This window comes from Candidatus Symbiopectobacterium endolongispinus (assembly GCF_018777385.1).
GTDB lineage: Bacteria > Pseudomonadota > Gammaproteobacteria > Enterobacterales > Enterobacteriaceae > Symbiopectobacterium > Symbiopectobacterium endolongispinus.
On sequence record NZ_JAFJYB010000002.1, the window covers coordinates 909,010 to 933,468 of the forward strand.

The window sequence follows — 24,459 nt, forward strand, 5'->3', positions numbered from 1 at the left end:
AGAGCCTGGAAGGGATGGCGCTCAATCCCTGTGCCTTGTTCTTGCCAGCCGTTAGCATCGCCTGCGTGATGATGTTGATCAATCGGGCCGTTGACTGCCGGGGGCACAGATGATGTCGCCGGTGTTGCAGGTAGCGAAATTAGGCATTGATGACGCCGCAGGTAACCCGGTGCTGGCTGGTATCTCTTTCTGTCTTGATGCCGATGAAGTCTTTGCCGTTGTCGGGTGCAGCGGGGCGCCTGGCTGGGGCAGGATCCGGCACAGGAACTGGTGCCAATGCAGCGGGTTGAGCAACTGTTACTTTGGTTTGTGCCAAAAACGCCTGAAGCATTAAGTGACGCTGTCACTTTGTTGCGTGCAATGGGATTACCTGCGTATAACACCTTTCTGCATCGTTATCCGAATCAACTGTCTGGTGGTCAACGGCGGCGCGTGGCGTTAATTCGCGTACTGCTCAAGCGGCCACGATTACTCCTGTTGGATGAACCTTTCGCCGGTATCGATGACGCACAGCGCTATAACATGATGGCGTTGCTCAGGCGCTGGCAGCGACAGTATCGAGGTGCGTTGCTGCTTATCAGCCATGACGCGACCAGTGTGCGCGATCTGGCAACCCATATCCTGGTGTTACAGCAAGGGCAGCAGCAGGCATATGGCCCCATGACCAGCCTACTTGCGCAGAATGATGTTCCCTTGTTGAAGCAGTGGCAGGCACCGGATATTGCACCGATCGCGATGCCGGTCGCTACGCGCGCGGCCCCGGTGCTTGAGCTCGATCGTCTGCTGCTGGCTTTCCCGTGCTCTGGAAACCCGCTGCCGCCGTTGTCTTTGCAGCTTTATGCCAGAGAAATGGTGGTATTACACGGGGTGTCCGGTGTAGGGAAAAGCACTCTGGCTAAAACCGTGATAGGCCTTCTGGCACAGCGACAAGGAGCGCTGAGTTTGGCAGGGGAACCGTTGGCGACGGCAGTTAGACAGCGTCAACGTTGTCAACAGCAGGCGGTGGCGCTGGTACCGCAGGACCCGGCTCGGACTCTCAATCTCTTTCGGCGCGTAGGTGCACAGTTACAACAGGCATTGCGGCGTTATGGCACTTATCAGGAGCACAGTGTCGAACACTTGCTGGCTGTGGTGGCCTTGCCCGCCGCTTATGCGCGACGCTTTCCGGCACAACTCTCAGGCGGGGAATTGCAGCGGGTTGCACTGGCACGCGCGCTGGCAGCTAAACCCGCCGTCTTGATTTGTGACGAAGTCACTTCGGCGTTGGATGCGCTCACCACCAGAAAAATTCTTGTGCTTTTACAACGACTTTGCCATGAACATCATATGGCACTGTTGCTGATCACGCATCAGGTGGAAAGTGTACGTGCGCTGTGCCATCGGGTGTTACTGCTTAGCCCAGCGTCGGGCATCACCCCCTTCATTACCCCAGCAACAAGGAGAGCCAGTTAATGACGGAGCCGATAATCCCTCTATCGTCACCTACTGATTCGCTCGAGAGTATCAAACCGACGTCACTGTTAGCGCCTATTCGGGTGGGGGGGTGGATTGCGCTTGCCGCTCTGCTGCAAATGTTCTCGGCGGGGTTGGTATTGGTCCCGCTGGTTGAATTATGTGAATTGATTAAGGTGCTGATGAGTGCGTCGTTGACGCGGCATCAGGAGGCCTGGCGCGTAATTATGCTGGCCTGCGTCTGTCTGGCTTCCGGTTTGGCCCTGCGCGGTCTGGCGGAACTGATTACCCATCTGGCCGATAATCATTTGGCCTTGTCGCTACGCCGCCAATTAGCGCAACGTCTGTCTCAGGCACCGCTCGGTTGGTTTACTGCCCAGAGCAGCGGGCGGATCAAACAAGGGCTTCAGGATGATGTCACGGCGATTCATCATCTGGTGGCGCACGCCTGGCTTAATATCACCAATGCGAGCGCTACGTTGCTGTTTGTCTACGGCTATCTGCTGTGGGTCGACTGGCGCATGACGCTGGTTGCCCTGGTGCCGTTGTTGCTGTTTATGGTGTTCTACCGGCAGGTGCAGAAATGGTGTCAACGCAAAATGTCGGAATACGGTACGGCGCTGGCACAGGTGAACCAATCGGTGGTGGAGTACGTGCAGGGCATCACCGTGGTAAAGACCTTTGGCCTCAGTGGTAAAGCCCATCAGGCTTACTGTCAGGCGACATCGGATTTTCAGCGTTTTTTCCTGGATTGGGCACTGCCATTGATCAAACCCGAGTGCTTGTCTGCCGTGATCATCGCGCCGATTACCTTATTGATGTTGGTCGGCGGCATTGGGTTTATGCACCAAGGGATGCTCGGGATGACAGAACTGTTACCATTTCTGGTGATTGCGCTTGGGATCTCTGTGCCCGTCACCACGCTGAGCCACAGTGCACAATCTTTGCGCATGGCGAAAGCCGCGTTAAGACGACTTGCCACGTTGCTGACGCTCTCTACAGGTACGGTAACCGCGCTGGTCGGTGCCTCTGGCGCGGATAAATCAACCCTGGCACGCTTATTGTTGCGCTTTGATGTCCCCGATCGTGGCCAAATCACGTTAGGGGGGTATTGAGTTGAGCCAGATTGACAGCCGACATTTGTACCGCCAGATCGGTACTGTGTTTCAGGATACCCAACTGTTACGCATGAGCGTGTATGACAACATCGCGCTGGGCGATCCGCAGGCCAGTGAAGAGCAGGTTACTGCGGCTGCCAAGGCGGCGTATATTCACGAACGCATCCTGTGTTTGCCGCGCGGTTATCAATCGGTATACGGCGATGATGCCACACTGTCTGGCGGTGAGGCACAGCGGGTCAGCATTGCCCGAGCACTCTTGCTACAACCAGCCGTGCTGGTGCTGGATGAGCCCACCGCGCAGGCAAATGCCGAATCAGAAGCAGCGATACAGGCTGCGTTCAATGCGTTGATCGCGCATCAACGTTGTCAGGTGGTGCTGGTGATTGCCCACCGCCTGGAGACCATCACGCACGCAGACAACATTGTCGTGCTGTCGCATGGCCGCATTGACGCGCAAGGGGGCCATGCTGATTTGCTGGCCGGTGGCGGTGAATATGCGTGGCTGTGGGCGGCACAACAAGGGCAACAGGGGGCAATATGCTGTTGATGCGCCTGACCAGACTGATGGGTAAATCTCACGCGTTGCTGCTGCGTCACTATTTGCTGTGGGTGTGCAGCTATTGTCTGATGCAGGGGCTGACATTTGTGCTGGTGGTGCCCATCATTCGCGCCATGCTGGATCTCCGTGTGGATGATGCGTTGCTGTGGCTGCTACCGTTAGGCGTAGTGCTGACCGGCTATTTGCATTATCGCGCTGCACACAGTGGATTTCAGGTGGCAGCAACGCTGATGAATCAACTGCGTCTTCGCATTGGCGATCATGTGGTCACACTTCCGCTCGACTGGTTCGTGCGCGCCAATACCAGCCGCTTGGGCCTGTTGCTCAGTCAGGGTGTGATGGAGATCCTGGGATTGCCTGCCCACCAGTTAACCCCCCTTGTTACGGGCGGTGATCACGCCCGTGGTGGTGGCAACCATTTTTTTCGACTGGCGCGTAGCGCTGTGCGCGGCGTTTCTATTTCCCATGCTGGAGCTGGTGTATTAGTGGGCCAGACGACTGGGGCGTAACGCCGACCGGGCCGTTCAGACTGCCAATGCACAGGCGTGCGATCGCATGGTGGAGTTCGCGCAAAGCCAGCCGGTGTTACGCACCTATGGCAAAACCGCGCAGGGGTATCGGCAATTTGATCAGGCACTTGTGGCGCAAAGCCGTGCCGCACGACGTCAACTGTGGCTGGTGTTGCCGCCACTACTGCTGAACACCTGGTTAGGGCAATTGGCTTTGATGGCGCTGATGGCGGGAATTACCTGGCTGGTTGTGATGGAAGGAGATGCAGCGCAGCAAACCACGCTGTTTGCCTTACTGGTGCTGGTGAGTCGGGTTATCGACCACCTCAGTGAGGTGGCCTCCTATAGCTCGGGCATCCGTATGGCGTCAGCCCAAATGGAGGCGGCAGAAAACGTGTTGTCACAGATGTCGTTACCGGCACCGACAGATCCTGTGCCTCTACCGCAACACTACGGCATCGAGTTGTGCGACGTGACATTCGGTTACCAGCGCGGCGTTCGGGTGCTGCAAAATGTCTCTGCGACGCTGCCAGCCAATAGCATGACCGCCGTGGTGGGGGCATCCGGCTCGTGGAAAACCACCTTGACCAAATTGATTGCCCGTTTTTTCGATCCGGATAGCGGAGGAATTGCTATTGGGGGCGTTAATGTAAAAGACTTCCCGGTCGTGCAACACATGAGCATGATTTCGCAAGTGTTTCAGGACAATTATCTGTTTAGCGGGACCCTGCGGGAAAACCTGCTGATGGGGAATCCAGCGGCTGATGATGACACGTTGCGAAACGTCCTGAAACTGGAGCGTTTGAACGAAGTGGTGCAGCGCTTACCGCTGGGGCTGGATAGCCGGGTCGGCGAAGGAGGAATTGTTGTCGGGTGGTGAACGTCAGCGTGCCGCACTGGCGCGCGCATTGCTGAAAAATGCGCCAATCCTGCTGTTGGATGAAGCAACCGGTGCGTTGGACCAGGAAAATCAGGAAGCGATCGCTCAGGGGCTTAACGCATTGCGTGGCCGCTGCACCATGCTGGTCATCGCGCATCAGTTGCACACCATCCGTAATGCGGATCACATATTAGTGCTTGATCACGGGCAGATTGTGGAACAGGGCAACCATCAACAGTTGTTGGCCATGAATGGACGCTACGCGGCCTTTTGGCAGGCAAAAGTGCGCGCTGAAGGATGGCGCATTGTACATCCCCGAGAAGGATAAGGAGACGATGATGTCTGAGCCTCTGTGTGATAGTCAGCATTGCGCTACGCGTTGGCCGCTGCCAGACGTTGATTTGACGGATTTGACGCTGTTCTCTCAAGGCTTTCCCCATTCCGTTTTCACGCAATTACGACAGAGTGGGGGCGCGCTGTATCATCCGGCCACCCCGTTGACGCCTGATAACGAGGGTTTTTGGGTGTTCACGTGCTATCAGGATATTGTGCCGCTCGCCAGAGATATCGACACCTTCTCCTCGCATCGAGGCGGCGATCGTGCCGGAGGTGGAACCATGATTGAGGATCTTCCCTGCGCCGCAGGGCCGGGGACCGTCATCAATATGATGGACGATCCGCGCCATAAAGCGTTGCGACGTCTGATGGCTCCGGGGATCACCCGAGGGCGCATTGCTGCATTGGAACCCATTCTTACTGTGGCGGCGCGTCAGGCTGTCATGAGTGCGTTAGCCAAAGGGGAAGGAGATTTTGTGTCGGATATTGCCGCCGAACTTCCGCTGTTTGCCATCGCACATTTGGTCGGGATTCCTCCTGAAGATCGGCAACCGATCTCAGGTTGGATTAACGCGGTGCTTGATTATTCCGATCGTCAATTGGGGCAGAGCAGTGTCAGCAGTCAGCAGTCAGCAGTCAGCAGTCAGCAGTCAGCAGTCAGCAGTCAGCAGTCAGCAAGGAATACAGCAGTTTATGGCTTACGCACAGCACTTTGTGGAACAACGTCGTCAGGTACCCGGTGATGATATTGTTTCGCTGGCGATCGCGGGAGAACTTTCCGCTGAACTGGGCTGCTTGACTCCGATGGAGCAGGTGATGGTGTTTAGCGTGGTGATGGTGGCCGGTTTGGAAACCACGCGCAATGCTATTGCGGGCGGAATACTGGCGTTTATTCAGCATCCGAAACAGTGGCGACTGTTACAACAATAACCTGCGCGAATGAACCGGGCACTGGAGGAAATTTTACGCTGGACCTCGCCCACGCCGTACAACCGCCGCACCGCCACGCGCGATGTTGACATCGCGGGTAAACGCATCAAAGCTGGCGAGAAAGTGACGCTGTGGTGGGCCTCGGCCAATCGCGATGAACAGCAGTTTGACAACCCCTTCGCCTTTGATATCTGCCGGGAGAAAAATGCCCATTTGGCGTTCGGCAGCGGGGGACATGGCTGTCTGGGGGCGCCGTTGGCGACGCTGGAGATGTGGGTTGTCTTTCGGGAATTGCTAAACCACATTGATGCCTTCGCATTAAACGGCCCCGTGGAGTGGGTCCGCAGCAACAAACATACCGGTATTCGGCGTATGCCTCTGCGTTACAAAGGGTTATAATGATAGATTGCGTCAATGCTTTCTTGTCAGGAAGAGAAATAATAGCCGTTAAAAAATAACGGCTTATTTTTTGAATGAATATCTAGTGTTAACGGTGTAAAAATCAGTATCTGTTCAACACGCTAAGTTATTCTCATGTCTATATTGATACCGCATCGATCGTACTCAACAATTATTCCATCATCTCCACTGTATGATTCAGAAGCGCATAGTCATCGGCTCGGTGTGCTTATTTCAGCGGCTATCGAGGGGACGCCTTTACATTGTGACAGTGGTGATGGTGTCTCGGTCAAAGAACATCTTGATAGCGTATACCTCCGGGCAAAAAATAATTGTTGTGAAAGCCTTGAGTTACTACAAAATATCGCCCTTGGAAAAGGTGAGATTGCAACACTCGTCCAGGATTATCTCTGTCGTATCGTGTGCCAAGATGAAGATGGTACTGCCAACGTCGCCAAAAAGGCGCGCGCCCAGTGTCAATCGTTGATCACGGATTTCCCCCAGTGGATAAACAATACGTTTCTACAAGACCGGTTTACGCTGCTGTTCATTGCCGGCACTCACCTCAAGGACGAAGGGCCCGGTGCGGATAGTATACCGGCCATGGTGAAAGAAAAGATCACGCAGCTCGATCATCTGCCCGTCAAACCGAAATGGTATACACCACAACAAGGAACATTTGATGCGGTAGATTACGCCACGTTCAACGATAACAACCGCCAATTGCGCTATGCATTGCCTCAAGACGGTGCCTGCCAGTTTCGAGCGGCCTTGATGCTACGAGATAGAGATGAAAATTGGTTGGAGGTCGATAAATCGATTATTTTGCAGGAAATAAAAACGACTGATTGGGAATCTAAAATACAGCGGGCGATAAAAAACGCCATCGCTAGCATGGGTGAGATTTACGGTTATTTTCCTGTCGCTGATGGGGAATGTGTTGATGCGATGATTTACAACAATACCATTGCTAACGGTGATTTTACACTCTATTCGCCACAGAGGGTGAGAGAGGCATTACCAGATGCATTAAGAAAAATAAAATATCAGGAAAATGGCAATGACTATTTATATGATATGTCTTTTGAACAATGGGAAAACTTTACCCATCTTATTTCTGAAAATCTGACTCAACAATTGAGCATCAACGTGCGTGACAGCACATTGCCCTATGCTGAGTACAATGTCGAACAGGCGCATTACAATGTGATCGTTGCCGCAGATGACAACTTTCCCCGCGCCTAGTTTCAACTATGCTTGAAGGGTAAAAAGCGATTTTTTATGAATGATGTCATGACATCATTCTGTTGCTTATTATATTGATGCTAACAATGCGAGTTGCATCACATTCTGACGAGATGGGGTGTTTATCCATATAATATAGCAGGAAACTGCATTTTTCGTTGTCCGCCCCAAGATTACCATTTCTTGGATTTTTTACTGAAAAATCACTCTACTTAGACAATAAACGTAAGCTGAGAAAATAACTTCCATCGGCAGATGACGCGGCGGCGTTATGTGGAATACCGCATCACGGGTAAGTCACCGTGGCGCAGTTCCCTGGCAAATGGTGAGTAACGAGGCTGAAAATGATGAAGAAACGTCTTCTCTGTGGCGTAGTGTCCTCCATGCTGTTGGGCATGTCGCTTATCGCAACACCAGTCTATGCAGAACAAAAAACGGTCGTCAATATCGCAAAAGTGGATGGCATGCCCTGGTTCAACCGCATGGGCGAAGGTGTCGTTCAGGCCGGTAAAGATTTCAACGTCAACGCGACCCAGGTGGGGCCTGCCAGTACCGATGCACCGCAACAGGTCAAAATCATCGAGGATCTGATCGCCCGCAAAGTCAATGCCATTACCATCGTGCCGAATGATGCTAACGTGCTGGAACCCGTGTTCAAGAAAGCGCGTGATGGCGGTATCGTGGTGTTAACCAACGAATCACCGGGGCAGCCCAGTGCCAACTGGGATGTGGAAATCATTGATAACCAAAAATTCGCTGCGGAATACGTGGAGCAGATGGCGAAACGTATGGGAGGAAAAGGGGGCTACGTCATCTATGTGGGCAGCCTGACGGTGCCGCAGCATAACCTGTGAGCTGATTTGCTGGTGAAATACCAGAAAGAGCATTATCCCGACATGTTTGAAGTCACCAAGCGTATGCCGGTGGCGGAAAGCGTAGATGATTCGCGTCGCACTACGCTGGATTTGATGCGCGCCTATCCGGATATGAAAGCAGTGGTGTCCTTAGGTTCAAACGGTCCCATCGGTGTCGGGTGGGCAGTGCAGGAGAAACGCGCAAAAAATAAAGTGGCGGTTTACGGCATGATGATCCCGTCGCAAGCGGCTTCGTTGATCAAGAGCGGTGATATCACTGCGGGTATTACCTACGATCCTGCTAGCGCAGGCTATGCGTTAGCAGCGGTTGCAAGCACGTTGCTCAACGGTGAGGCGATCGCCGAGGGTTTCTCGGTTAGAAATCTGGGCAAAGCGGATGTGGATAACGAAAAACGTATTATTCGTTTCCACAAAGTGTTGCTGGTGACCAAAGAAAATATCGATACGCTCTATTGATTCTGCTTATTCGGGGCGCCCAGCGCCCCGCTTTCCTGTTTGCCAGGGGGTGTTATGGAACCATTCCTGTCCCTGAGCCACGTCAGTAAAACGTTTCATGGCACGCGTGCGCTCAATGATATTTCGCTCACCTTTATGCCGGGCGAAGTGCACTGCCTCGCCGGACAAAACGGCTGCGGCAAGTCGACGCTCATCAAGATAATCTCCGGGGTATACCAGCCGGATGCCAAGGCGCGCATTGCGCTGGGCGGTAAAATCTGGCCTAAATTGACGCCGGGTGCATCAGTAGCACAGGGCATCCAGGTGATTTATCAGGACTTATCACTGTTTCCCAATTTGAGCGTTTGGGAAAACATCGTTATCAACCACTATCATCACGGCCTGCTGGTGAAACGCAAGGCGCTGCGCCAGATCGCAGAGCGCGCGCTGGCGAGCATCAACGTCAACTTACCGCTCGATGCGCAGGTGGAGTCGCTCTCGATTGCGCGCTGCCAACTGGTGGCTATCTGCCGGGCGTTAGCGCAGGATGCCAGGCTGCTCATTATGGATGAACCCACTGCCCCCTTGACGCATCAGGAAATGGAAGGGTTGCTGCACGTGGTGCGCCAACTGCGTGAGCGCGGTATCTGCGTGGTGTTTGTTGGCCACCGGTTGGAAGAAGTCATGGCGGTATCCGATCGTATCACTGTGCTAAAAGACGGCAACCTGGTGGGAACCTATCCCGCCAACGAAATGAGTACGCGCCAGCTCGGCATGTTGATGACCGGGCAAGTTTTTGACTACCACATCCGCGAACCTTGGCAGGGTGATGCGGCTCGCAAGGTGCTGGAGTTGCTGGAGGTGCGGCAGCTTAGCCGCGCGGACGAGTACCGTGATATCTCATTTTCGCTCGGCGCGGGGGAAATTGTTTCCATCATAGGACTGCTGGGAGCGGGGCGCACCGAGCTCTGCCTGAGTCTGTTTGGTATGACGCGCCCTGACAGCGGAGAGGTACGAATCGACGGTCAAACGGTGCAGTTGCGCAGCAACCGTGACGCACTGCGCTATGGCATTGGCTATGTGTCGGAAGACCGTATGTCACGCGGGTTGGTGATGGCGCAGTCCATTGAGGACAACATTATCAGCACAGTTTTCGACAAGGTGCGCAATGCTTGCGGGCTGATCCGCAAAAAACAGGTGCAGGCGGTAGTGAACCGACCGATCGCCGCGCTGAGTATCAAAGCCCCCGATCCACGCTTGTCGGTGAGCACGCTGTCGGGAGGCAACACGCAGCGCATTTCCATTGCCAAATGGCTGGCAATCGATCCACGGGTACTGATTATGGACAGTCCCACGGTCGGCGTCGATATCGCCAATAAAGCCGGGATTTATCACATCATCAGCGAACTGGCTGCACAAGGGATCGCCATCCTGATGATCTGTGATGAACTGGATGAAGCCTGGTATCAAAGTCACCGTATCCTGGTGATGAAACAGGGGGAAATCCATCATACGTTCACCCCTGGCACCAGTAACCCCACGGAGATTGCCGGAGTTGTAAATGGCTGATTTAAAAAATTACCGGCATGAAATATGGCTGGCGTTGCTGATTCTGGTGCTGTTTATCGGGTTGGCCTGGCGTAGCGATGAATTTCTGACGCTGGGGAATTTGTACGATTTGGTCAACAACTACGCCATGTTGACTATTCTGGCCTGCGGACTGTTCATGGTGCTGATTTCCGGCGGGATTGATATCTCGTTTCCTGCCATGGCAATCATCGCGCAGTACGTGATGGTGCTGATACTGCGCGATATCGGTGGCAATTTTGTCGTGGCTTACCTGATTGCCGGCGGTGTGGGCATCCTGCTTGGCAGTGTGAATGCCATTCTGGTTAATCGGCTGCGGGTGCCTTCCATCATCATTACCATCTCTACGCTGAACATCTTTTACGGTCTGCTGCTGTGGTTTAGCAAATGGGTGTGGCTGTACGACTTCCCCACATGGTTTGAGTCAGGCTTTATGCTGTTCAAGTACACTGATGCTGATGGTTACGACTATGGGTTGGGGTTGCCCATGCTCACCATGTTCGCGGTGTTGGCATTGACCGCTTTTATCATGAATTTCACCACCGTTGGACGCAAGATTTATGCCCTAGGTGGAAATCGTGAATCGGCCAGCCGTCTTGGATTTAGCGTATTGCTTCTGCAATGGTTTGTTTATGGCTATATGGGACTGATGTCCGGCGTGGCTGGCGTAGTGCAATACTGGACGGTGCGCACCGTCGCCCAGGACTCGCTGCTGGGCTACGAATTGACGGTGCTGGCTGCGGTGGTGCTAGGCGGCACTAGCCTGGTGGGTGGGCGTGGCACGCTTATCGGTACCGCGCTCGGGGTGATCCTGCTGGCAGTGTTGCAGAATGGGCTCAATTTGCTGGGAGTCTCTTCCTATTGGCAGACCTTGATCACCGGCATCATCATTGTGGTTAGCATCAGTGCCACAGCGTGGAGCCAGCACCAAAACCGGAGTCTGCTATGAAGATATCGCTGCGCGAGAACGTAGAAACCTACCTGATGGGCTTGCTGGTGCTGACAGTGATTGGGTTTAGCATCACCATGCTGTGCGATGGCATCAACCTGTCGATCATTTCGACGGCGAATGCCTGCTCGTCGGTGATGGCCTGAGTGGCAGTCAGTTACCCGTCGTCGCTGTTGACCGTGATTGCCACGCTGACGGCGGGCGTTGGGGCGGCTGCGCTGATTGGGCTGTGTAACGGCGTGTTGATTGCGGGCCTCAGGGTATCGCCGATCCTGGCGACGCTTGGCATGATGACGTTGCTCAAGGGGATCAATATTTTGATTACGTGTGGCAGTGCCATTGCCAATTATCCCGAATGGGTACTGTGGTTAAATCGCGCACAGTAGTTTGGTGTGCCGCTACCGATGTGGCTGTTTGTGGTAGTTGCCATCGGGCTCTGGCTGGTGCTGGAGCGCAGTACGTTGGGCAGGGCTATTTATCTTATCGGCTCCAATGAGCGCGCCACCGGATATTCCGGCATCAATACGCGTCGGGTGCTGGTGTGGGTGTATGTGATTTCCGCACTGTTGTGCGCCGTGGCGGCATTTTTAATGATGTCGAAACTCAATTCTGCCAAAGCCTCTTACGGGGAGTCTTACCTGTTGACCTACATTCTGGCGGTGGTGCTTGGCGGTGTGAATCCCGATGGCGGTAGCGGAAAGATTGTCGGCATGGTGCTGGCATTGATCCTGCTGCAAACTATTGAAAGCGGCTTCAATATTATGGGCGTCAGCCCGTACCTCACTCTGGCGCTGTGGGGGCTCTGCTGCTGTGTTTCATTGGCGCGAAAGGGCAATTGGGGCTTAACAAGGCGTAATCATGGCCCGGTAGCGGACTCACTGCCGTCCGCTACCGGCGTGTCAGCGGCGGTTATCTGGCCGCGTTATTACCTAATGCAATCTCCACCTGATGGGATTGCCCGTCGTCGATGAGCGGTATTTTGCCTTGCGGCAGTTCGTTACCATCCAGTGTCAGACGGTATTCGCCGCTGCTGTTACGCAGGGTGATGTCATAGTGGCTGCTGCCGAACTGATAACTGAGGCTGGCCGACGGCCAGTCGTGGGGCAGTTCGGTAGCAATGGTGAGTACATCTCCGTGGCGTGTCACCCCCAGCAGCGCTTCGATAATCAGGCGATAGGCCCAGCCCGCCGGACCGGTATACCAACTCCAGCCACCGCCCCCGGTATGAGGTTCGACGCTGTAGATATCCGCCGTCATTACATAGGGTTCGACTTTATAGCGCGCCGCAGCCTGCGAGGTCAGGTTGTGGTTGATCGGATTGATCATCGACCAAAGCTCCCAGGCACGCGCCCGATTGCCGCTATGCGCAAACGCCATGATCGCCCAAATCGCACCGTGGGTGTACTGTCCACCGTTTTCCCGCACGCCGGGCACGTAGCCTTGAATGTATCCCGGGTTTGGCCCGTTGCCATTAAACGGGGGTGTCAGCAGTTGGATGAAGCCGGCGTCCTGATTGACCAGGTAGGTATCCAACGCCCTCATGGCCTGTGCACTGCGTTGCGGGTTACCCGCGCCTGACAGCACCGACCAGCTTTGGGCAATGGCATCGATTTGGCATTCCGTTGACAGGTGCGAGCCCAGCGGCTCTCCGTTGTCAAAATAGCCACGGCGATACCAGGCTACGTCCCAGGCATGGGCTTCAATCTTTTGTGCAATTGCTTCGCATGTTCGCGGCAGCGGGTGGCAATGGTATGTTCCTGACGGCGCTCGGCCAGTGCGGCAAAGCGCTGCAAAATATCGTACAGGAAGAAGGCCAACCAGACGCTTTCGCCTTTACCTTCCAGTCCTACCAGGTTCATGCCATCGTTCCAGTCCCCGGCCCCCATCAGTGGCAAACCGTGGCGACCAGTGGCAAGCCCGTGCTCGATAGCGCGCACGCTGTGTTGCCACAACGTTTCAGACTGCGCACTGACCACTGGCTGCTCGTAGGCCGACTCTTCTAATCATCCGAGCAGCGGGTGCGCACCCCATTGCCCAAAGGTGGATGCCACCAGTGTTGTACATCCCCTTCAATAAACTGGCGTGAGGCGCAGAGTAAAAGTTGATCGTGCAGCCGCTCGGGGGCGGCATGGCTGAGTGCCAGCGTGTCCTGAAGCTGATCGCGAAAACCAAATGCGCCGCCGGATTGGTAATAACCGCTGCGCGCCATGATGCAACACGCCAGAGTCTGGTACAGCAGCCAGCCGTTGGCTAGCAGATTAACGGCGGCATCGGGCGTATTGACGATGACCTTATCAAGCATCTGGTGCCAATAACGGTGTACGTCGGCCAACTCGCGCTGGGCGGCGGTTTCATTCAGGTAACGCGCAATCAGCGCTTCAGCCTCCTGCTGGTTGTTACCCATGCCGAGTGCGAACACCAGCGTTTGCCGATCGCCATCGATCAACGTGATAACGGACTATACGGTGGCACAGGGTTCGATCCCTGCTCCGGTTTTCTCCGACAGCGTGCTATGCGCCATGGCTGCCGGACGATAGCGCGAACCGTTGCGTCCGAGAAACTCACGCCGATCGGCGGTAAATGAACACTGCGCGCCGCTGACGGCGAAAAACGCCGTTTGCTCCGAGCCGTTACTGACGTAATGGTTAGTGACCAGAATTCCGCAGCCTTTGTGTACGTTGGCCGGACGCGTTGCAACGTGCAGCACGCTGGAAAGACGAGAAACGCCGAGCACCCATTCAACGTAGCAGGTTGCGGAAAGCTTGCGTGTACGGCCTGAACGGTTGTGAAGGGTGAGCATAGCGAGTTTCACCGGGGCATCCAGCGCGACCAGTACGGTTAATTCGCTGTCAATACCGGTTTCGCGATGGGCAAATACACTATAGCCAAAGCCGTGACGCGATAGGTAAGCCCCCTGACCGCGTAGGGGGAGCGTGGTTGGCGACCATACAGCACCACTCTCTTAATCACGTAAGTAAAAAGATTCCCCAGAGCGGTCGCTGATCGGATCGTTTCCCCAGGGCGTTAACCGGTATTCATGGGCATTTTCATACCAGGTGTAGGCTTGTCCCGCTTCTGAAACGACGCTGCCGAACTGGGCGTTAGCCAGCACATTCGACCAGGGGGTAGGGGTCGTTTTACCTTCGTTCAACACGATGTGGTATTCCCGGCCATCCGCAGAGAACCCCCCGATACCATTGAAAAATTGCAGGTTGTATGTGTCGGGATGCCAGAGATGACAGTGTGCGCTATCTCCTGACGTTCGGGCTATTCGCGTGGTTTGAGGAGCAACAGTGCCGGACAGTTTTTGGGTCAACGGTGTTGAGAGGTCACCGGCACGATCGTCGAGCAAAACATGCGCCACGCTCATCAATAGCAGGCGATCCTCGGCGGAGAGCTGTTCACCGTTGCGCACGAAGATGCCGCCCGGTTTGTCGATTTGATTGCCTTCTGCGCAGGCGGTGATCAGGTTGATGATGCGGTGATGCAGTTCCTGCTGGTAGCCACCTTGACGGGTGTTGAGGATAACCATATCCAACTTCAGGCCTTTTAGCCGCCAGTAGTGGTGCGCCTGAATAAGTGCAGTGATCAGCGTCATGCTTTCATCGCTGGTGACGGTCAACAGCACAATCGGCAAGTCGCCAGAAATTCCCCATCCCCACAGACCAGATTGCCCTCGACGGTTACGCGTGATGACGTGCCCTTCAGCGCGTAATTCCGCCACAGGGAACAGCACGGCGCTGGCAAGACGGTTGAACAGGGCCGCGTCGTCCTCATTGGCATTGATTTGCCGCAGCAAAATATGGCTGTGGGAACTCGCCAATTCAAATACCCGGTTGGCAATCGGCCCATCGCGGTATTTCTCCATCAGCGCCTGACTGTGGGTGCGGCTTTCCGTCACGCCATAGAACACGTCTATCGTGACCGGAACGCCGGGTGGCAATACCACGCTCTGACGTATCGCCAGAATAGGATCGAGTACGGCACCAGCACTATTGCTTAGTGGACCGGATTGGCGCAGTGCGGTGGCCGTGGCGGGCACATGTCCGCGCCCCAGGAAAGCGGCTCGGTCAGTATCAAAGGACACCGTACTTTCCACCTGTCCACGCACCACCGCCATGTGGAACAGCCAGGGCCCGCGTTCTTCCGGGGCGCGTGGACGACGGTGGCACAAAATGGCATCCCGGTCAGGGACCAGTTTGGTTTGCACAAACAGGTTGCTGAATGCCGGATGGGCCAGATCGCTTGCCATGGGGGCCAGCACCACCTCGGCATAGGTGGTCAGTGCAATGGTGCGTGGGTGACGCCCGCGATGCAGCAGGGTTATCCGGCGCAGTTCGATATCATCTTCCGGTGACACTACAATATGGGTTTTTACGCGCAGGCTGTCCGCTTTGCGGGTGAACTCGGCGCCGGCATCAGTGAAAATCACCTCGTAGTGGCTGGCCACATCACCGTCGGCTTGCCAGGTGGTAGTCATGGTTGGAAAGCAACTGCACTTCAGGAAGCGGCGCATCGGCGTCATGAAAGCGACGCGGTTGGTATTGTGCCGGTTTGAGTCGACCATCGTAGGTATCGAAGTGCCGACGTGGGCTGTAGGGCTCAATGGCTTCAGGAACACATTCTTGCAGCAGGCGCGCAGATTGAAACGCCGCACTCGACATAAAACGTTCAACCATCGGTGCACCCAAGAGTACATGAGAGAGCGCCTGAAAGGCCATGCCTTGGTGGTGTGCCATCCACGAACGCACTATGGCATAGGTCTGCCCGCTGGCTAAACGCGACGGGTGTAATCCAGCGTTTCATAGAAGCCATATTCACCGTGAGCGCCGAGCTTTTTCAACTGCGCCAGATTGTCGCAGGACTTATCCGGGATGTTCATCAGTGCCATTAACGTGGCGTAAGGGGCGATCACCGTATCATCGGCCAACCCACGACGCAGGCCGAGGTCCGGCACACCGAACGCGTGATACTGGTAATTTTGCGCGGCATCGAAAGCGTAATAACCCGATTCGGAAATGCCCCACGGCACGCCACGCTCTCATCCCCAGCGTATCTGGCGCTCGACGGCAGACTGGCTCATCTTCTCCAGCAAACTGCCGGGATAGGTCGGCACCACCAGATTGGGCATCAAGTATTCGAACATCGAACCGCTCCAGGACATCAGCGCAGTTTCATTGTCGATTTTGGTAAACAACCGACCCAGCGCCGACCAGCTTTTCACCGGCAACTGGTTGGTGGCGATGGCCATGAAACTGGTCAGACGGATTTCTGAAGGCAGCAGATCGTAATGGCTGCTATACAGCGCGTTATTTTCAACGTTGAATCCCACGCTGAGCCGGTTGGTAGTGACATTGTAGAGAAACGCAAAGTCCATCTGGGCATGTTGGTGCAGACGCTGTTCGATGTTTGCCATCAGGCTAAGCTGTGCGTGTGCTTCGTGCACCGTTGCTGCGTCAGGCGTTCCCGAACCGGCAGGGCTGGCCTGAGCCAACTAGGAGAGCGACGGTAGCGGGGCGTCGCCCCAATCCTCTGGCAGCCAGCCAAGCAGCGTCGACCAGGCGTCGCACAGCGCACTCAACTGTTGATGAAGGCGTTCAACCCAGCGCTGAACCTGCTGCTCATTCGTATGGCACAGGTTGAGTAATCGACTGGCGAGGTCGCACATGTGCACCAGTTCACCAAATAAGGCCGTAGGTGAGAGTGAGGCGGCGCGAGTACAGTGGCGCTGCATTTGGCGCAGTGTGGTTGGCGCATTCCGGCCCCAGAGCCTGACCAGAATCCGCAGCGTATCATCAAGACCAGCCACAACCTGTGCGGCATCAAAAACCGGCTGATGACGCAGTAAGCGCATGGCCGCGTGCAGCGTGAGCAGGTGACCGGTCATATTGCCACTGTCAACGCTGGATATGTAGCGCGGGGACGGCGGGGTCAGCGTGCGAGTGTCGTACCAGTTATACAAATGGCCGCGATAATGCTCCAGTTTGTCCAGCGTATCCAGGGTGGATGCGATGCGCGTCAGAGCACCTTCCAGCGGTAGATAGCCGAAATCACGGGCAGTCAGCGTTGCCATCAACGAAAGACCAATGTTGGTGGGTGAAGTGCGATGAGCTATAACTGCGTGCGGCGTTTCCTGATAATTGTCCGGCGGCAGCCAGTTGTCGCCTGCGGTGACAAAGGTATCGAAAAATGCCCAAATTTCCCGGCTGTTTTGTCGCAGTCGTCTCTGCTGCTTGCTTGTCAGCACCGTTCGCTGGGGTTGTGGTTCGCGGCTCATCCAGCCCATCAGTAGCGGCGTGAGACACCAGAGCGCCCCAAGAGGCAGTGCCACCGTCAACGACATAGGCGCAAACTGTGCGCTAAGCAGCGGAAGTGCCAGTCCTGTCGCTACGTTGAGCCACATGGCGCGGTAAAAACGCCTTGGCGTCGTGTCGCGTTGCGCGTTGCACTGTGCAAATGGGGTCCATTGATTGAGGTTACGTCGGCTGAAACCTAGTCGCCACAGGGTGATGGCGTGTAGCGAATACCCTGCGCGGTGCGGCAGAGTGAGAATCTCGATGCCCATACGCAGTAAGCGTTGGCGTGCGCCGCGAATCACTAACCGCACATGCTGCTCGAATGGACGTCTCCGAGGCTTGCTGATGATGCCCTGAAACGTGGACAGCAGCGTGGGCAGCAGCATTGTCAGCGTTAATGCTGACAGCCAATAGGCCTTGTTGGGCACGACTAACAAGGCGCAGAGCAACACTGTTAAAAATGCAGGCTGTACCAGGCTACGGCGCAAATTATCGAACAGTTTCCAACGTGAAAGCAGGCTCAATGGGTTTTTAGGCACGCATCACCTGGGGCTTCAGCCAGTTAAGCAGTTGCCAGTCGCCCCGAATCCAGCGTGTGCGGCGGGCCACATCAGTCAGATAATGGTTCTGGTACTGTTCGTACAGCAGCACGTTGCTGACCAGTCCTGAACGGGCATAACAGCCTTCGAGCAGATCGTAGCTTAGCACCAAATTTCCGGACATACCTGCTGCGTTGCGGCAATAAAGGTATCCACATCGTAGATACCTTTGCCAATAAAAGAGCCTTCGCCAAACAGATCCTGATATATGTCAGATAACATCATGGTGTAGGGATCGTTGCCTGCCGCACCGCTGAACAATGAGGCATAACGACCTTGCCCTTAACGGGGGATCTCCTCTGCCATTCCCGGCTGCAAAATACCATAGTCTGCAACCACGCGCTGGCAAGCCGGATCGTACTGCGGATGGTTGAGGGGATGTGTCAGCGTGGCAATCAGTTTGTGTGCGGTGTCACGCGGCAGCACGGTATCGCAATCAAGTGTGATGACATATTTGATCGTGTTTACCGGGCCCGTTGCGTTACCGACAATGTGGGAAAATTGCCCTTCTGGATGGCGCAGCCAGTGGTTTAACAGGGCCAGCTTACCGCGCTTTCGCTCATACCCCATCCATACCCCTTGTTTTGGGTTCCAGGCGGGTGCGCGGTGCAGCAGATAAAAGGCCGGATCGCTGTCACGGGCATAGCGGCGGTTGAGCGCGCGGGTTTGTTCGTCTGCCCATGCCAAGAGATCGTTGTGCTCCTGTGTGTCAGGGGTGGTACTGTCAACAAAATCAGTGAGCAGCGCAAAATAGAGGTGTGTACTGGTGTTCGCCAGATAGCACACTTCAAGTCGCTTGAGCAGTTTACGGATACTCTCGCGGCTGGTCAGCAGGCAGGGGATCACCACCATGCTACTGAATACGGCGGGTATCTCGCGAGAAAAATCCATGCGAGGTAACGGCGTAGGCGCGCGGCAACGCGTGGTTGCCTCACTTAACAGGAAAGTGGCTAACTGACTGGCGACCAACATCAACGGCAGGGCTAACAACCACAGAGTCCAGCCCATGCCATGTTCATGGGTTTTGAGCAGTAAATGAGCGGTGAACGCCGTGGTGGGTAGGCTAAGACTGCCCAGCCAGGAAAGCAGCGGGATCTGATTAAAACCGTCTCGTAATCGCGCCAGCCATGAGATGTCGGTTGCCAGTTGTTGCTCCAGACGCGCTCTTCCATCACCAATCAAATAGTAGCCCACATGGTTAGCGGTGGTACTGGCATCCCCCTCGCGTGCCAGAGCAAGCACCTGCTGTGCAATCTCACCCTAGCTGTGGTGGCTATGGCGGGCAAGCATCTCAATCACATGGCGATAGTGATCCCGGGTGTCAAAATGCATCTCGGGATAGACATCCGCAGGGTCCTGTTGCAGCGTCCGGTCAACCAGGCTCATTGCCTCGGTGAAATCTGCCCAGTGGGCTTCACTCAGTAACCGCAACCCGTTAATGCTGTTACTGACGGAAAGCTGCTGGGCGGCGAGTTGCTGACTAAAGCGCTGCGTTAGTGCGTCAGCGGTAGTGCCGTTATCCGCCAGTTGTTGTTCTAACCACGTCAGCGGCAGCATCAGCAGATGGCCTCGCCCTTGCAAGCGGCGTACTAACTCGGCCACAAACGCGCTGTTTAATGGTGGTTTGGAACGGGCCAAATCAGCAATCAACATCACCAATTCTGATGGGCGTTGTTCAGCACAGGCGACAAGTTTGCTCACCCAGCGCTCCGCTAACTGGCGTGCCTGCTGGGTGTTTGCCACCTCAACGCTGACGCGGCGTAAATTTTCAATCAATGCCAGGCGCAACATACCGGGCAATGCCCAGAGTTCTCCCAAGGTGAGCGGAGCCACCTCTTGATATGCAACGATAAAATGACTGAGGCTCTCTTTGTCCCATCGCCCATCGCCGTGGGCGATAATTTCGGTGGCAATGTCATAAATACGCGGGCGACGGTGGGGAGGGAGTAAAACAGGTAGCCCTTTGCCAAAATCCTTGGGTAAGTGGTACCTCACCAGACGGATTTGTTCCTCAATCAGATAGTAATTACCCAGTAACCATTCCCCTGCGGGCGTAATACTGGCTTTATCGGCGGCACTAAGCATCGAGCAATGCCGCGTGATGACCGCTTCATTCTCCGCCAGACGCCGGGTTAAATGGTAAGGCATTTATGTGGAAGATAGTTTATGGTATTTCGCCAGCGTTTTACCGTACTGTGCCATCTGTGCGCTTGAGAAAAGTGCTGTCTTCAGAGGGTCATCATCTGCGTCTGGCGTCGCAGACCACGCCGGGGACGGTTGCCGTTGCTTTGTTAGGGAGGAAAACCATTGCGTTAAACGTATTTTCATCAGATAACTCATCACCATTTAAGTCTACACTGCGGCCAAATTGATTTGAGTATAGATTAAATATCGAATTATTGGTCTTTGTGCGATATTAAACTCTGTTATAGTAACCTTGGTTGATTTTATTGACTGATTATTGGTTTGATGCAAAGTAATAGCGAAAGTGGCCATGAATTCAATTCATAACGCTATTGCCCTTTTCAGGGATTAATCAGGCGCTACCTATCAGGTAGGATGCGAAAGTACGCTGGCCCTTCTGATGGCCTTGGCGCTAACGGCTTAGTGAATAAACATGGATCAACTGCAACAACCCATTACCCACAAACGATTACAACAGGGCGGATGGGGATTTATTGTCATCCTCAGCGCCTTGATGGCTTTTACTTCACTTTCTACCGATATCTATCTGCCTGCGATGCCAGTGATGGGCAGCGATCTGCACGGTAACGCTGAATTAATCATTACCGGATTTCTGGTCGGTTTTGCCATTGCGCAGCTAATTTGGGGCCCGATCAGCGATCGCATTGGGCGGCGTCGGCCGCTGTTTATCGGCATGGTGCTGTTTGTTATTGGCTCTATCGGTTGCGCTCGCTCCACCTCTATTGAACAGATTGTGTTTTGGCGTGTGTTTCAGGCGCTGGGGGCCTGTACCGGACCGATGCTGGCGTGCGCGATGATCCGCGATCTGTTTGCCCGTACGCGCGCTGCCCAGATGCTCTCCACGTTGGTGATGGCGATTGCGCCGATTGTTGGCCCGCTACTGGGCGGACAGATTATTCGTGTCAGTACCTGGCCGATGATTTTCTGGCTGCTGGCAGTGATAGGCATCGCGATGTTTATTTCTCTGTTGTGGCTGCCGGAAACGTTGCCGGTAGAAAAGCGCGTCAGTGCTTCATTTGCCGATGCGTTTCGCAACTATTTTTCTTTGTTGAAAAACCCAACCTATCGCCGATTTACCCTGTGCGTGACCTTTTATTATGTCTCAGCCTATGCGTTTATTGCGGGATCGCCATTGGTCTACATCCGTTATTACGGCATTGATCCGCAGCACTATGGCTGGCTTTTTGCGGTGAATATCATCGGGGTGATGGCTCTAAGTCTGGTCAACCGCAAATTGGTACAGCACTTTACGCTGGAAATATTAGTAAAATACGCCGCGCGGATCGCGGCGTTGTCCATGCTGGTTATGGCGGTGGCCGTCAAGATGCAGTGGGGCGGTAGCCTGGCTATCGTGGTGTTGGTGTTTATTTTCTTCTCCATGAACGGCATCGTGGCTGCAACCTTCACCGCAGCAGCGCTGGACGCCGTGCCGACCATGACCGGTTCGGCCTCGGCGTTGATCGGCGCATTACAATACGGAAGCGGTATTATCTCCTCGCTGTTGCTGGCGTGGTTAAGTGATGGTACGCCGTGGACCATGGCATGGATTATGGCGTTGTTTACCGCCGCCAGTGCCGCGATGGTGGCCGGCGTCGGCGCTAAACCGGTATCAGATGACTAACGTTAAGGGACAAGGGATGAATGTTATTTTCGATATGGATGGCACGCTGATTGATTCTGTGCCTGGCATACGCGCCAGTCTTGCCTACGCGCTGGATCAGCAAGGGCATCGGTTGGCCGAAGAAACAGACATCACCGCCTTGATTGGGCCCCCGATGGATCAGGTTGTCGCGACGCTGCTGGCGCCGTTTGGGGACGATCGTGTGGCGCAGACGGTGACGCTCTATCGTGAACATTATGGTCGCGTCGGACTACTTCAAGGATTGATGTATCCCGGCATTCAGCAGGTGATTCAGACGCTGCACGCCGATGGGCATCACCTGTTTGTCGCCACCTCCAAACGACAACCCTTTGCGGAACGAATACTGGCACGTATCGGCATCAGCGCGCTGTTTGACGATATTCTCGGTACACCGTTGGATGGCAGTATGGACGATAAGCGATTGCTGGTCGCGCACCTGCTAGGCAAGCAGGGGTTGTTGCCTTCCTCATCGGTCATGGTAGGCGATCGTAAAGAAGATATTGTTAGTGCACAGCATAACCATCTGTTGTCGATTGGTACACAGTGGGGATATGGATCGCTGCAAGAGTTGACCAGCAGCGGCGCACATCGGCTGTGCCAATGGCCTGCGGATTTGCTTCCTGCTATTTATGCGCTAGCCCTGGCGTCCACGCGTTAGTATCGTAGCAAGATCACGGTCTGGATTATCAACGCGTTTTAGCCTTGGCATTCGGGTTTAATCGGGTGAATGCGAGGAAAGGGAATGGCGGTTCCACAAGATAAAACCGCGTTGTTAGCGGCAATCAACAGCGAATTCAGTAAGCTGTGCAGTGAATTTTCGCAGGTGCCAGCTGCATTAGTGGATGAACAAAGCCTGCCGGGACACGCGAAGGACACGTTGATGAGCGTGAACAACCTGGCGGCCTATCTGTTGGGTTGGAACGAATTGGTGCTGAAATGGTTGGCGCGGGATGCTGCCGGTCAGCCTATTGATTTTCCAGAAACCGGCTTCAAATGGAATGCGTTGGAACGGTTGGCGCAAAAATTCTATCACGATTATGACGCACTCCCTTTCACTCAGGTGATTGAGCGTCTGATCGCCGCTCAGACACACATTGTTGCTCACATCAACGCCAGCAGCAATGAGCAACTTTATGGCCAGGCATGGTACGGAAAATGGACCCAAGGCCGCATGATCCAGTTCAATACCGCTTCCCCTTATAGCAATGCGCGGGGGCGTTTGCGTAAATGGCGTAAGGCTATTAGTACATTCAAAACAGATGCAATGATCATTTGATTTCCAAATGGAAACTAATTTGCTATAAATATCCTATTTAATAGCTAAATTAATTTCTGTAAGGAATGCATATGGCGGCATTATCCATTTCTGAACAGGGGGCGTTGCCTGAGCCAAGCGCGTTGGAAAATGCGTTGTCCGGTTTGCAGTGTGTGCTAGTGGCACGGCGGGCGCGTTATACGCCAGAGGCGGTGACCTGGGGGCAGTAGACATTCTGGAAATGCTGCGGCTGCAAGGCGCAATGACGCCCTCTACACTGGGCGAGCGACTCGGTGTTGCACGTACCGGTATATCCAAATCACTACGCATTTTGAAATTGCCTCCGGAATTAACTTTTTTGGCGTGGAGCCTCGGATAATGGACGATCGCGGTTCATATAATGAGGAGCTAAAACTATGTTTGAAGCACTTAACAGAGCCGAATCACTCTCTGCCGAGGCTATTGCACAGCAATTCAACGCGTTGGATCAGGTTATGGCGATTGCTGAGTTTGATCTCGATGGTGGATTATGTCACGCCAATCAAAACTATCTTTCGCTGTTTGGTTACTGTGGCGATGAGATTTTGGGTTGGGATCACCGCCAATTTTGCTTTCCCTCATTTGCCAATAGCCCTGTATATGCAGCGTTTTGGGACAGTTTGCGTCAAGGTGCGTCCCATTCCGATCTGGTTGAGCGTCAGCGCCGCGATGGAGCAACACTTTGGCTTGAAGCGACCTATATTCCGGTGCGGGGCGAGAGCGGTGAGGTGCAGCATATTCTGAAAATTGCCATGGATGTCAGCGCCAGAGTCCAGCACGAGCATGACCAAAATGAACGGCTGCGGCGTTTATCGCTGGTGGCTGATGCAACGGATACTGCCGTGCTGATCAGCGACGCGCAATGGCAGATTATCTATGTCAACGTTGGTTTCGTGCATATGTTTGGCTGGACGGCAGACGAAGCCGTAGGGCGAATGCCGATAGCGTTGATTTTGCCCCAACAAGATAGTGTGATGGTGGAGGAGTTGCACGCCATTTTGCGTTCTGGCAAGTCATTCGAGCGGGAAGAGGTTCTGCCGGAAAACACGGTCAGCGTTATTTGGCAAAAGTGATCTCGAATCCAGTGATGAACGCTGAGGGAAGCCTGTTGTACACCGTATCGACGCTGACCGATATTACCAGCAC

Annotated in this window: 18 protein-coding genes and 3 pseudogenes; 20 read left to right on the forward strand and 1 reads right to left on the reverse strand. The window is 54.5% G+C overall.

Annotated elements, in window-relative coordinates:
• Positions 1-109 precede the first annotated feature (109 nt).
• The 15 genes and pseudogenes from JZM30_RS11160 to JZM30_RS11230 all read left to right on the forward strand — a co-directional run bounded on the left by JZM30_RS11160 (position 110) and on the right by JZM30_RS11230 (position 12,133).
• Complete coding sequence (locus JZM30_RS11160; RefSeq protein ID WP_252318731.1) at positions 110-334, forward strand: hypothetical protein; 225 nt, start codon at positions 110-112, stop codon at positions 332-334.
• Entirely contained in the window at positions 277-1,452 is a 1,176-nt protein-coding gene (locus tag JZM30_RS11165; RefSeq protein ID WP_252318732.1) for an ATP-binding cassette domain-containing protein, read from the forward strand. The genes JZM30_RS11160 and JZM30_RS11165 overlap by 58 nt, the downstream gene beginning before the upstream one ends.
• Positions 1,452-2,567: an ABC transporter transmembrane domain-containing protein gene (locus JZM30_RS11170; RefSeq protein WP_252318733.1), complete on the forward strand. Its 1,116-nt coding sequence runs from the start codon at positions 1,452-1,454 to the stop codon at positions 2,565-2,567. Before JZM30_RS11165 ends, JZM30_RS11170 begins: the two co-directional genes overlap by 1 nt.
• 1 nt (position 2,568) lies before the next feature.
• Positions 2,569-3,120, forward strand: a complete 552-nt coding sequence (locus JZM30_RS11175; RefSeq protein WP_252318734.1) for an ATP-binding cassette domain-containing protein — start codon at positions 2,569-2,571, stop codon at positions 3,118-3,120.
• Complete coding sequence (locus JZM30_RS11180; protein WP_252318735.1) at positions 3,111-3,641, forward strand: hypothetical protein; 531 nt, start codon at positions 3,111-3,113, stop codon at positions 3,639-3,641. Before JZM30_RS11175 ends, JZM30_RS11180 begins: the two co-directional genes overlap by 10 nt.
• A 46-nt stretch (positions 3,642-3,687) precedes the next feature.
• Complete coding sequence (locus JZM30_RS11185) at positions 3,688-4,521, forward strand: ATP-binding cassette domain-containing protein (protein ID WP_252318736.1); 834 nt, start codon at positions 3,688-3,690, stop codon at positions 4,519-4,521.
• A complete protein-coding gene (locus JZM30_RS11190; protein ID WP_252318737.1) occupies positions 4,508-4,849 on the forward strand; it encodes an ATP-binding cassette domain-containing protein in 342 nt (113 codons plus the stop codon). Before JZM30_RS11185 ends, JZM30_RS11190 begins: the two co-directional genes overlap by 14 nt.
• A gap of 7 nt (positions 4,850-4,856) precedes the next feature.
• A complete protein-coding gene (locus JZM30_RS11195; protein WP_252318738.1) occupies positions 4,857-5,600 on the forward strand; it encodes a cytochrome P450 family protein in 744 nt (247 codons plus the stop codon).
• A complete protein-coding gene (locus tag JZM30_RS11200) occupies positions 5,551-5,787 on the forward strand; it encodes a hypothetical protein (RefSeq protein WP_252318739.1) in 237 nt (78 codons plus the stop codon). The genes JZM30_RS11195 and JZM30_RS11200 overlap by 50 nt, the downstream gene beginning before the upstream one ends.
• A gap of 9 nt (positions 5,788-5,796) precedes the next feature.
• Positions 5,797-6,186: a cytochrome P450 gene (locus tag JZM30_RS11205; RefSeq protein WP_252318740.1), complete on the forward strand. Its 390-nt coding sequence runs from the start codon at positions 5,797-5,799 to the stop codon at positions 6,184-6,186.
• A gap of 225 nt (positions 6,187-6,411) precedes the next feature.
• Positions 6,412-7,431, forward strand: coding sequence for a hypothetical protein (locus JZM30_RS11210; protein ID WP_252318741.1), 1,020 nt, complete (start codon positions 6,412-6,414; stop codon positions 7,429-7,431).
• A 347-nt stretch (positions 7,432-7,778) separates the two neighbouring features.
• Positions 7,779-8,762: pseudogene (locus JZM30_RS11215) on the forward strand (autoinducer 2 ABC transporter substrate-binding protein).
• Positions 8,763-8,816: 54 nt separating this feature from the next.
• A complete protein-coding gene (locus tag JZM30_RS11220; RefSeq protein WP_252318742.1) occupies positions 8,817-10,310 on the forward strand; it encodes a sugar ABC transporter ATP-binding protein in 1,494 nt (497 codons plus the stop codon).
• On the forward strand, positions 10,303-11,277 hold the full coding sequence (locus JZM30_RS11225; protein WP_252318743.1) for an ABC transporter permease: 975 nt from the start codon (positions 10,303-10,305) through the stop codon (positions 11,275-11,277). Before JZM30_RS11220 ends, JZM30_RS11225 begins: the two co-directional genes overlap by 8 nt.
• Positions 11,274-12,133: pseudogene (locus JZM30_RS11230) on the forward strand (ABC transporter permease). The gene JZM30_RS11225 and the pseudogene JZM30_RS11230 overlap by 4 nt, the downstream one beginning before the upstream one ends.
• Before the next feature lie 53 nt (positions 12,134-12,186).
• On the opposite strand, the pseudogene JZM30_RS11235 reads toward JZM30_RS11230, so the two are convergent.
• Positions 12,187-20,500 (reverse strand): annotated as a pseudogene (locus tag JZM30_RS11235) (GH36-type glycosyl hydrolase domain-containing protein).
• Between the two features lie 289 nt (positions 20,501-20,789).
• Between JZM30_RS11235 and JZM30_RS11240 the strand changes: the two are divergent.
• The 5 genes from JZM30_RS11240 to JZM30_RS11260 all read left to right on the forward strand — a co-directional run bounded on the left by JZM30_RS11240 (position 20,790) and on the right by JZM30_RS11260 (position 24,386).
• Positions 20,790-21,998 carry a multidrug effflux MFS transporter gene (locus JZM30_RS11240; protein ID WP_252318744.1) on the forward strand — a complete coding sequence of 403 codons (1,209 nt, stop codon included), beginning with the start codon at positions 20,790-20,792 and terminating at the stop codon, positions 21,996-21,998.
• Positions 21,991-22,677, forward strand: a complete 687-nt coding sequence (locus JZM30_RS11245) for an HAD hydrolase-like protein (protein ID WP_252318745.1) — start codon at positions 21,991-21,993, stop codon at positions 22,675-22,677. The genes JZM30_RS11240 and JZM30_RS11245 overlap by 8 nt, the downstream gene beginning before the upstream one ends.
• 84 nt (positions 22,678-22,761) lie before the next feature.
• Complete coding sequence (locus tag JZM30_RS11250) at positions 22,762-23,295, forward strand: ClbS/DfsB family four-helix bundle protein (RefSeq protein ID WP_252318746.1); 534 nt, start codon at positions 22,762-22,764, stop codon at positions 23,293-23,295.
• A 71-nt stretch (positions 23,296-23,366) separates the two neighbouring features.
• The gene (locus tag JZM30_RS11255; RefSeq protein ID WP_252318747.1) at positions 23,367-23,504 is read left to right on the forward strand and encodes a hypothetical protein; all 138 of its coding nucleotides are present in this window, start codon (positions 23,367-23,369) and stop codon (positions 23,502-23,504) included.
• 186 nt (positions 23,505-23,690) lie between these two features.
• Positions 23,691-24,386: a PAS domain-containing protein gene (locus JZM30_RS11260; protein ID WP_252318748.1), complete on the forward strand. Its 696-nt coding sequence runs from the start codon at positions 23,691-23,693 to the stop codon at positions 24,384-24,386.
• Positions 24,387-24,459: the final 73 nt, after the last annotated feature.

Excerpts from the sequence above, each read along its gene's own strand:
- JZM30_RS11245 (WP_252318745.1), top strand. The coding sequence starts at position 21,991 with ATGACTAACGTTAAGGGACAAGGGATGAATGTTATTTTCGATATGGAT.
- JZM30_RS11255 (WP_252318747.1), top strand. The coding sequence starts at position 23,367 with ATGGCGGCATTATCCATTTCTGAACAGGGGGCGTTGCCTGAGCCAAGC.
- JZM30_RS11160 (WP_252318731.1), top strand. The coding sequence starts at position 110 with ATGATGTCGCCGGTGTTGCAGGTAGCGAAATTAGGCATTGATGACGCC.
- JZM30_RS11220 (WP_252318742.1), top strand. The coding sequence starts at position 8,817 with ATGGAACCATTCCTGTCCCTGAGCCACGTCAGTAAAACGTTTCATGGC.
- JZM30_RS11200 (WP_252318739.1), top strand. The coding sequence starts at position 5,551 with ATGGCTTACGCACAGCACTTTGTGGAACAACGTCGTCAGGTACCCGGT.
- JZM30_RS11185 (WP_252318736.1), top strand. The coding sequence starts at position 3,688 with ATGGTGGAGTTCGCGCAAAGCCAGCCGGTGTTACGCACCTATGGCAAA.
- JZM30_RS11250 (WP_252318746.1), top strand. The coding sequence starts at position 22,762 with ATGGCGGTTCCACAAGATAAAACCGCGTTGTTAGCGGCAATCAACAGC.
- JZM30_RS11195 (WP_252318738.1), top strand. The coding sequence starts at position 4,857 with ATGATGTCTGAGCCTCTGTGTGATAGTCAGCATTGCGCTACGCGTTGG.
- JZM30_RS11165 (WP_252318732.1), top strand. The coding sequence starts at position 277 with ATGCAGCGGGTTGAGCAACTGTTACTTTGGTTTGTGCCAAAAACGCCT.
- JZM30_RS11170 (WP_252318733.1), top strand. The coding sequence starts at position 1,452 with ATGACGGAGCCGATAATCCCTCTATCGTCACCTACTGATTCGCTCGAG.
- JZM30_RS11205 (WP_252318740.1), top strand. The coding sequence starts at position 5,797 with ATGAACCGGGCACTGGAGGAAATTTTACGCTGGACCTCGCCCACGCCG.
- JZM30_RS11240 (WP_252318744.1), top strand. The coding sequence starts at position 20,790 with ATGGATCAACTGCAACAACCCATTACCCACAAACGATTACAACAGGGC.
- JZM30_RS11260 (WP_252318748.1), top strand. The coding sequence starts at position 23,691 with ATGTTTGAAGCACTTAACAGAGCCGAATCACTCTCTGCCGAGGCTATT.
- JZM30_RS11180 (WP_252318735.1), top strand. The coding sequence starts at position 3,111 with ATGCTGTTGATGCGCCTGACCAGACTGATGGGTAAATCTCACGCGTTG.
- JZM30_RS11225 (WP_252318743.1), top strand. The coding sequence starts at position 10,303 with ATGGCTGATTTAAAAAATTACCGGCATGAAATATGGCTGGCGTTGCTG.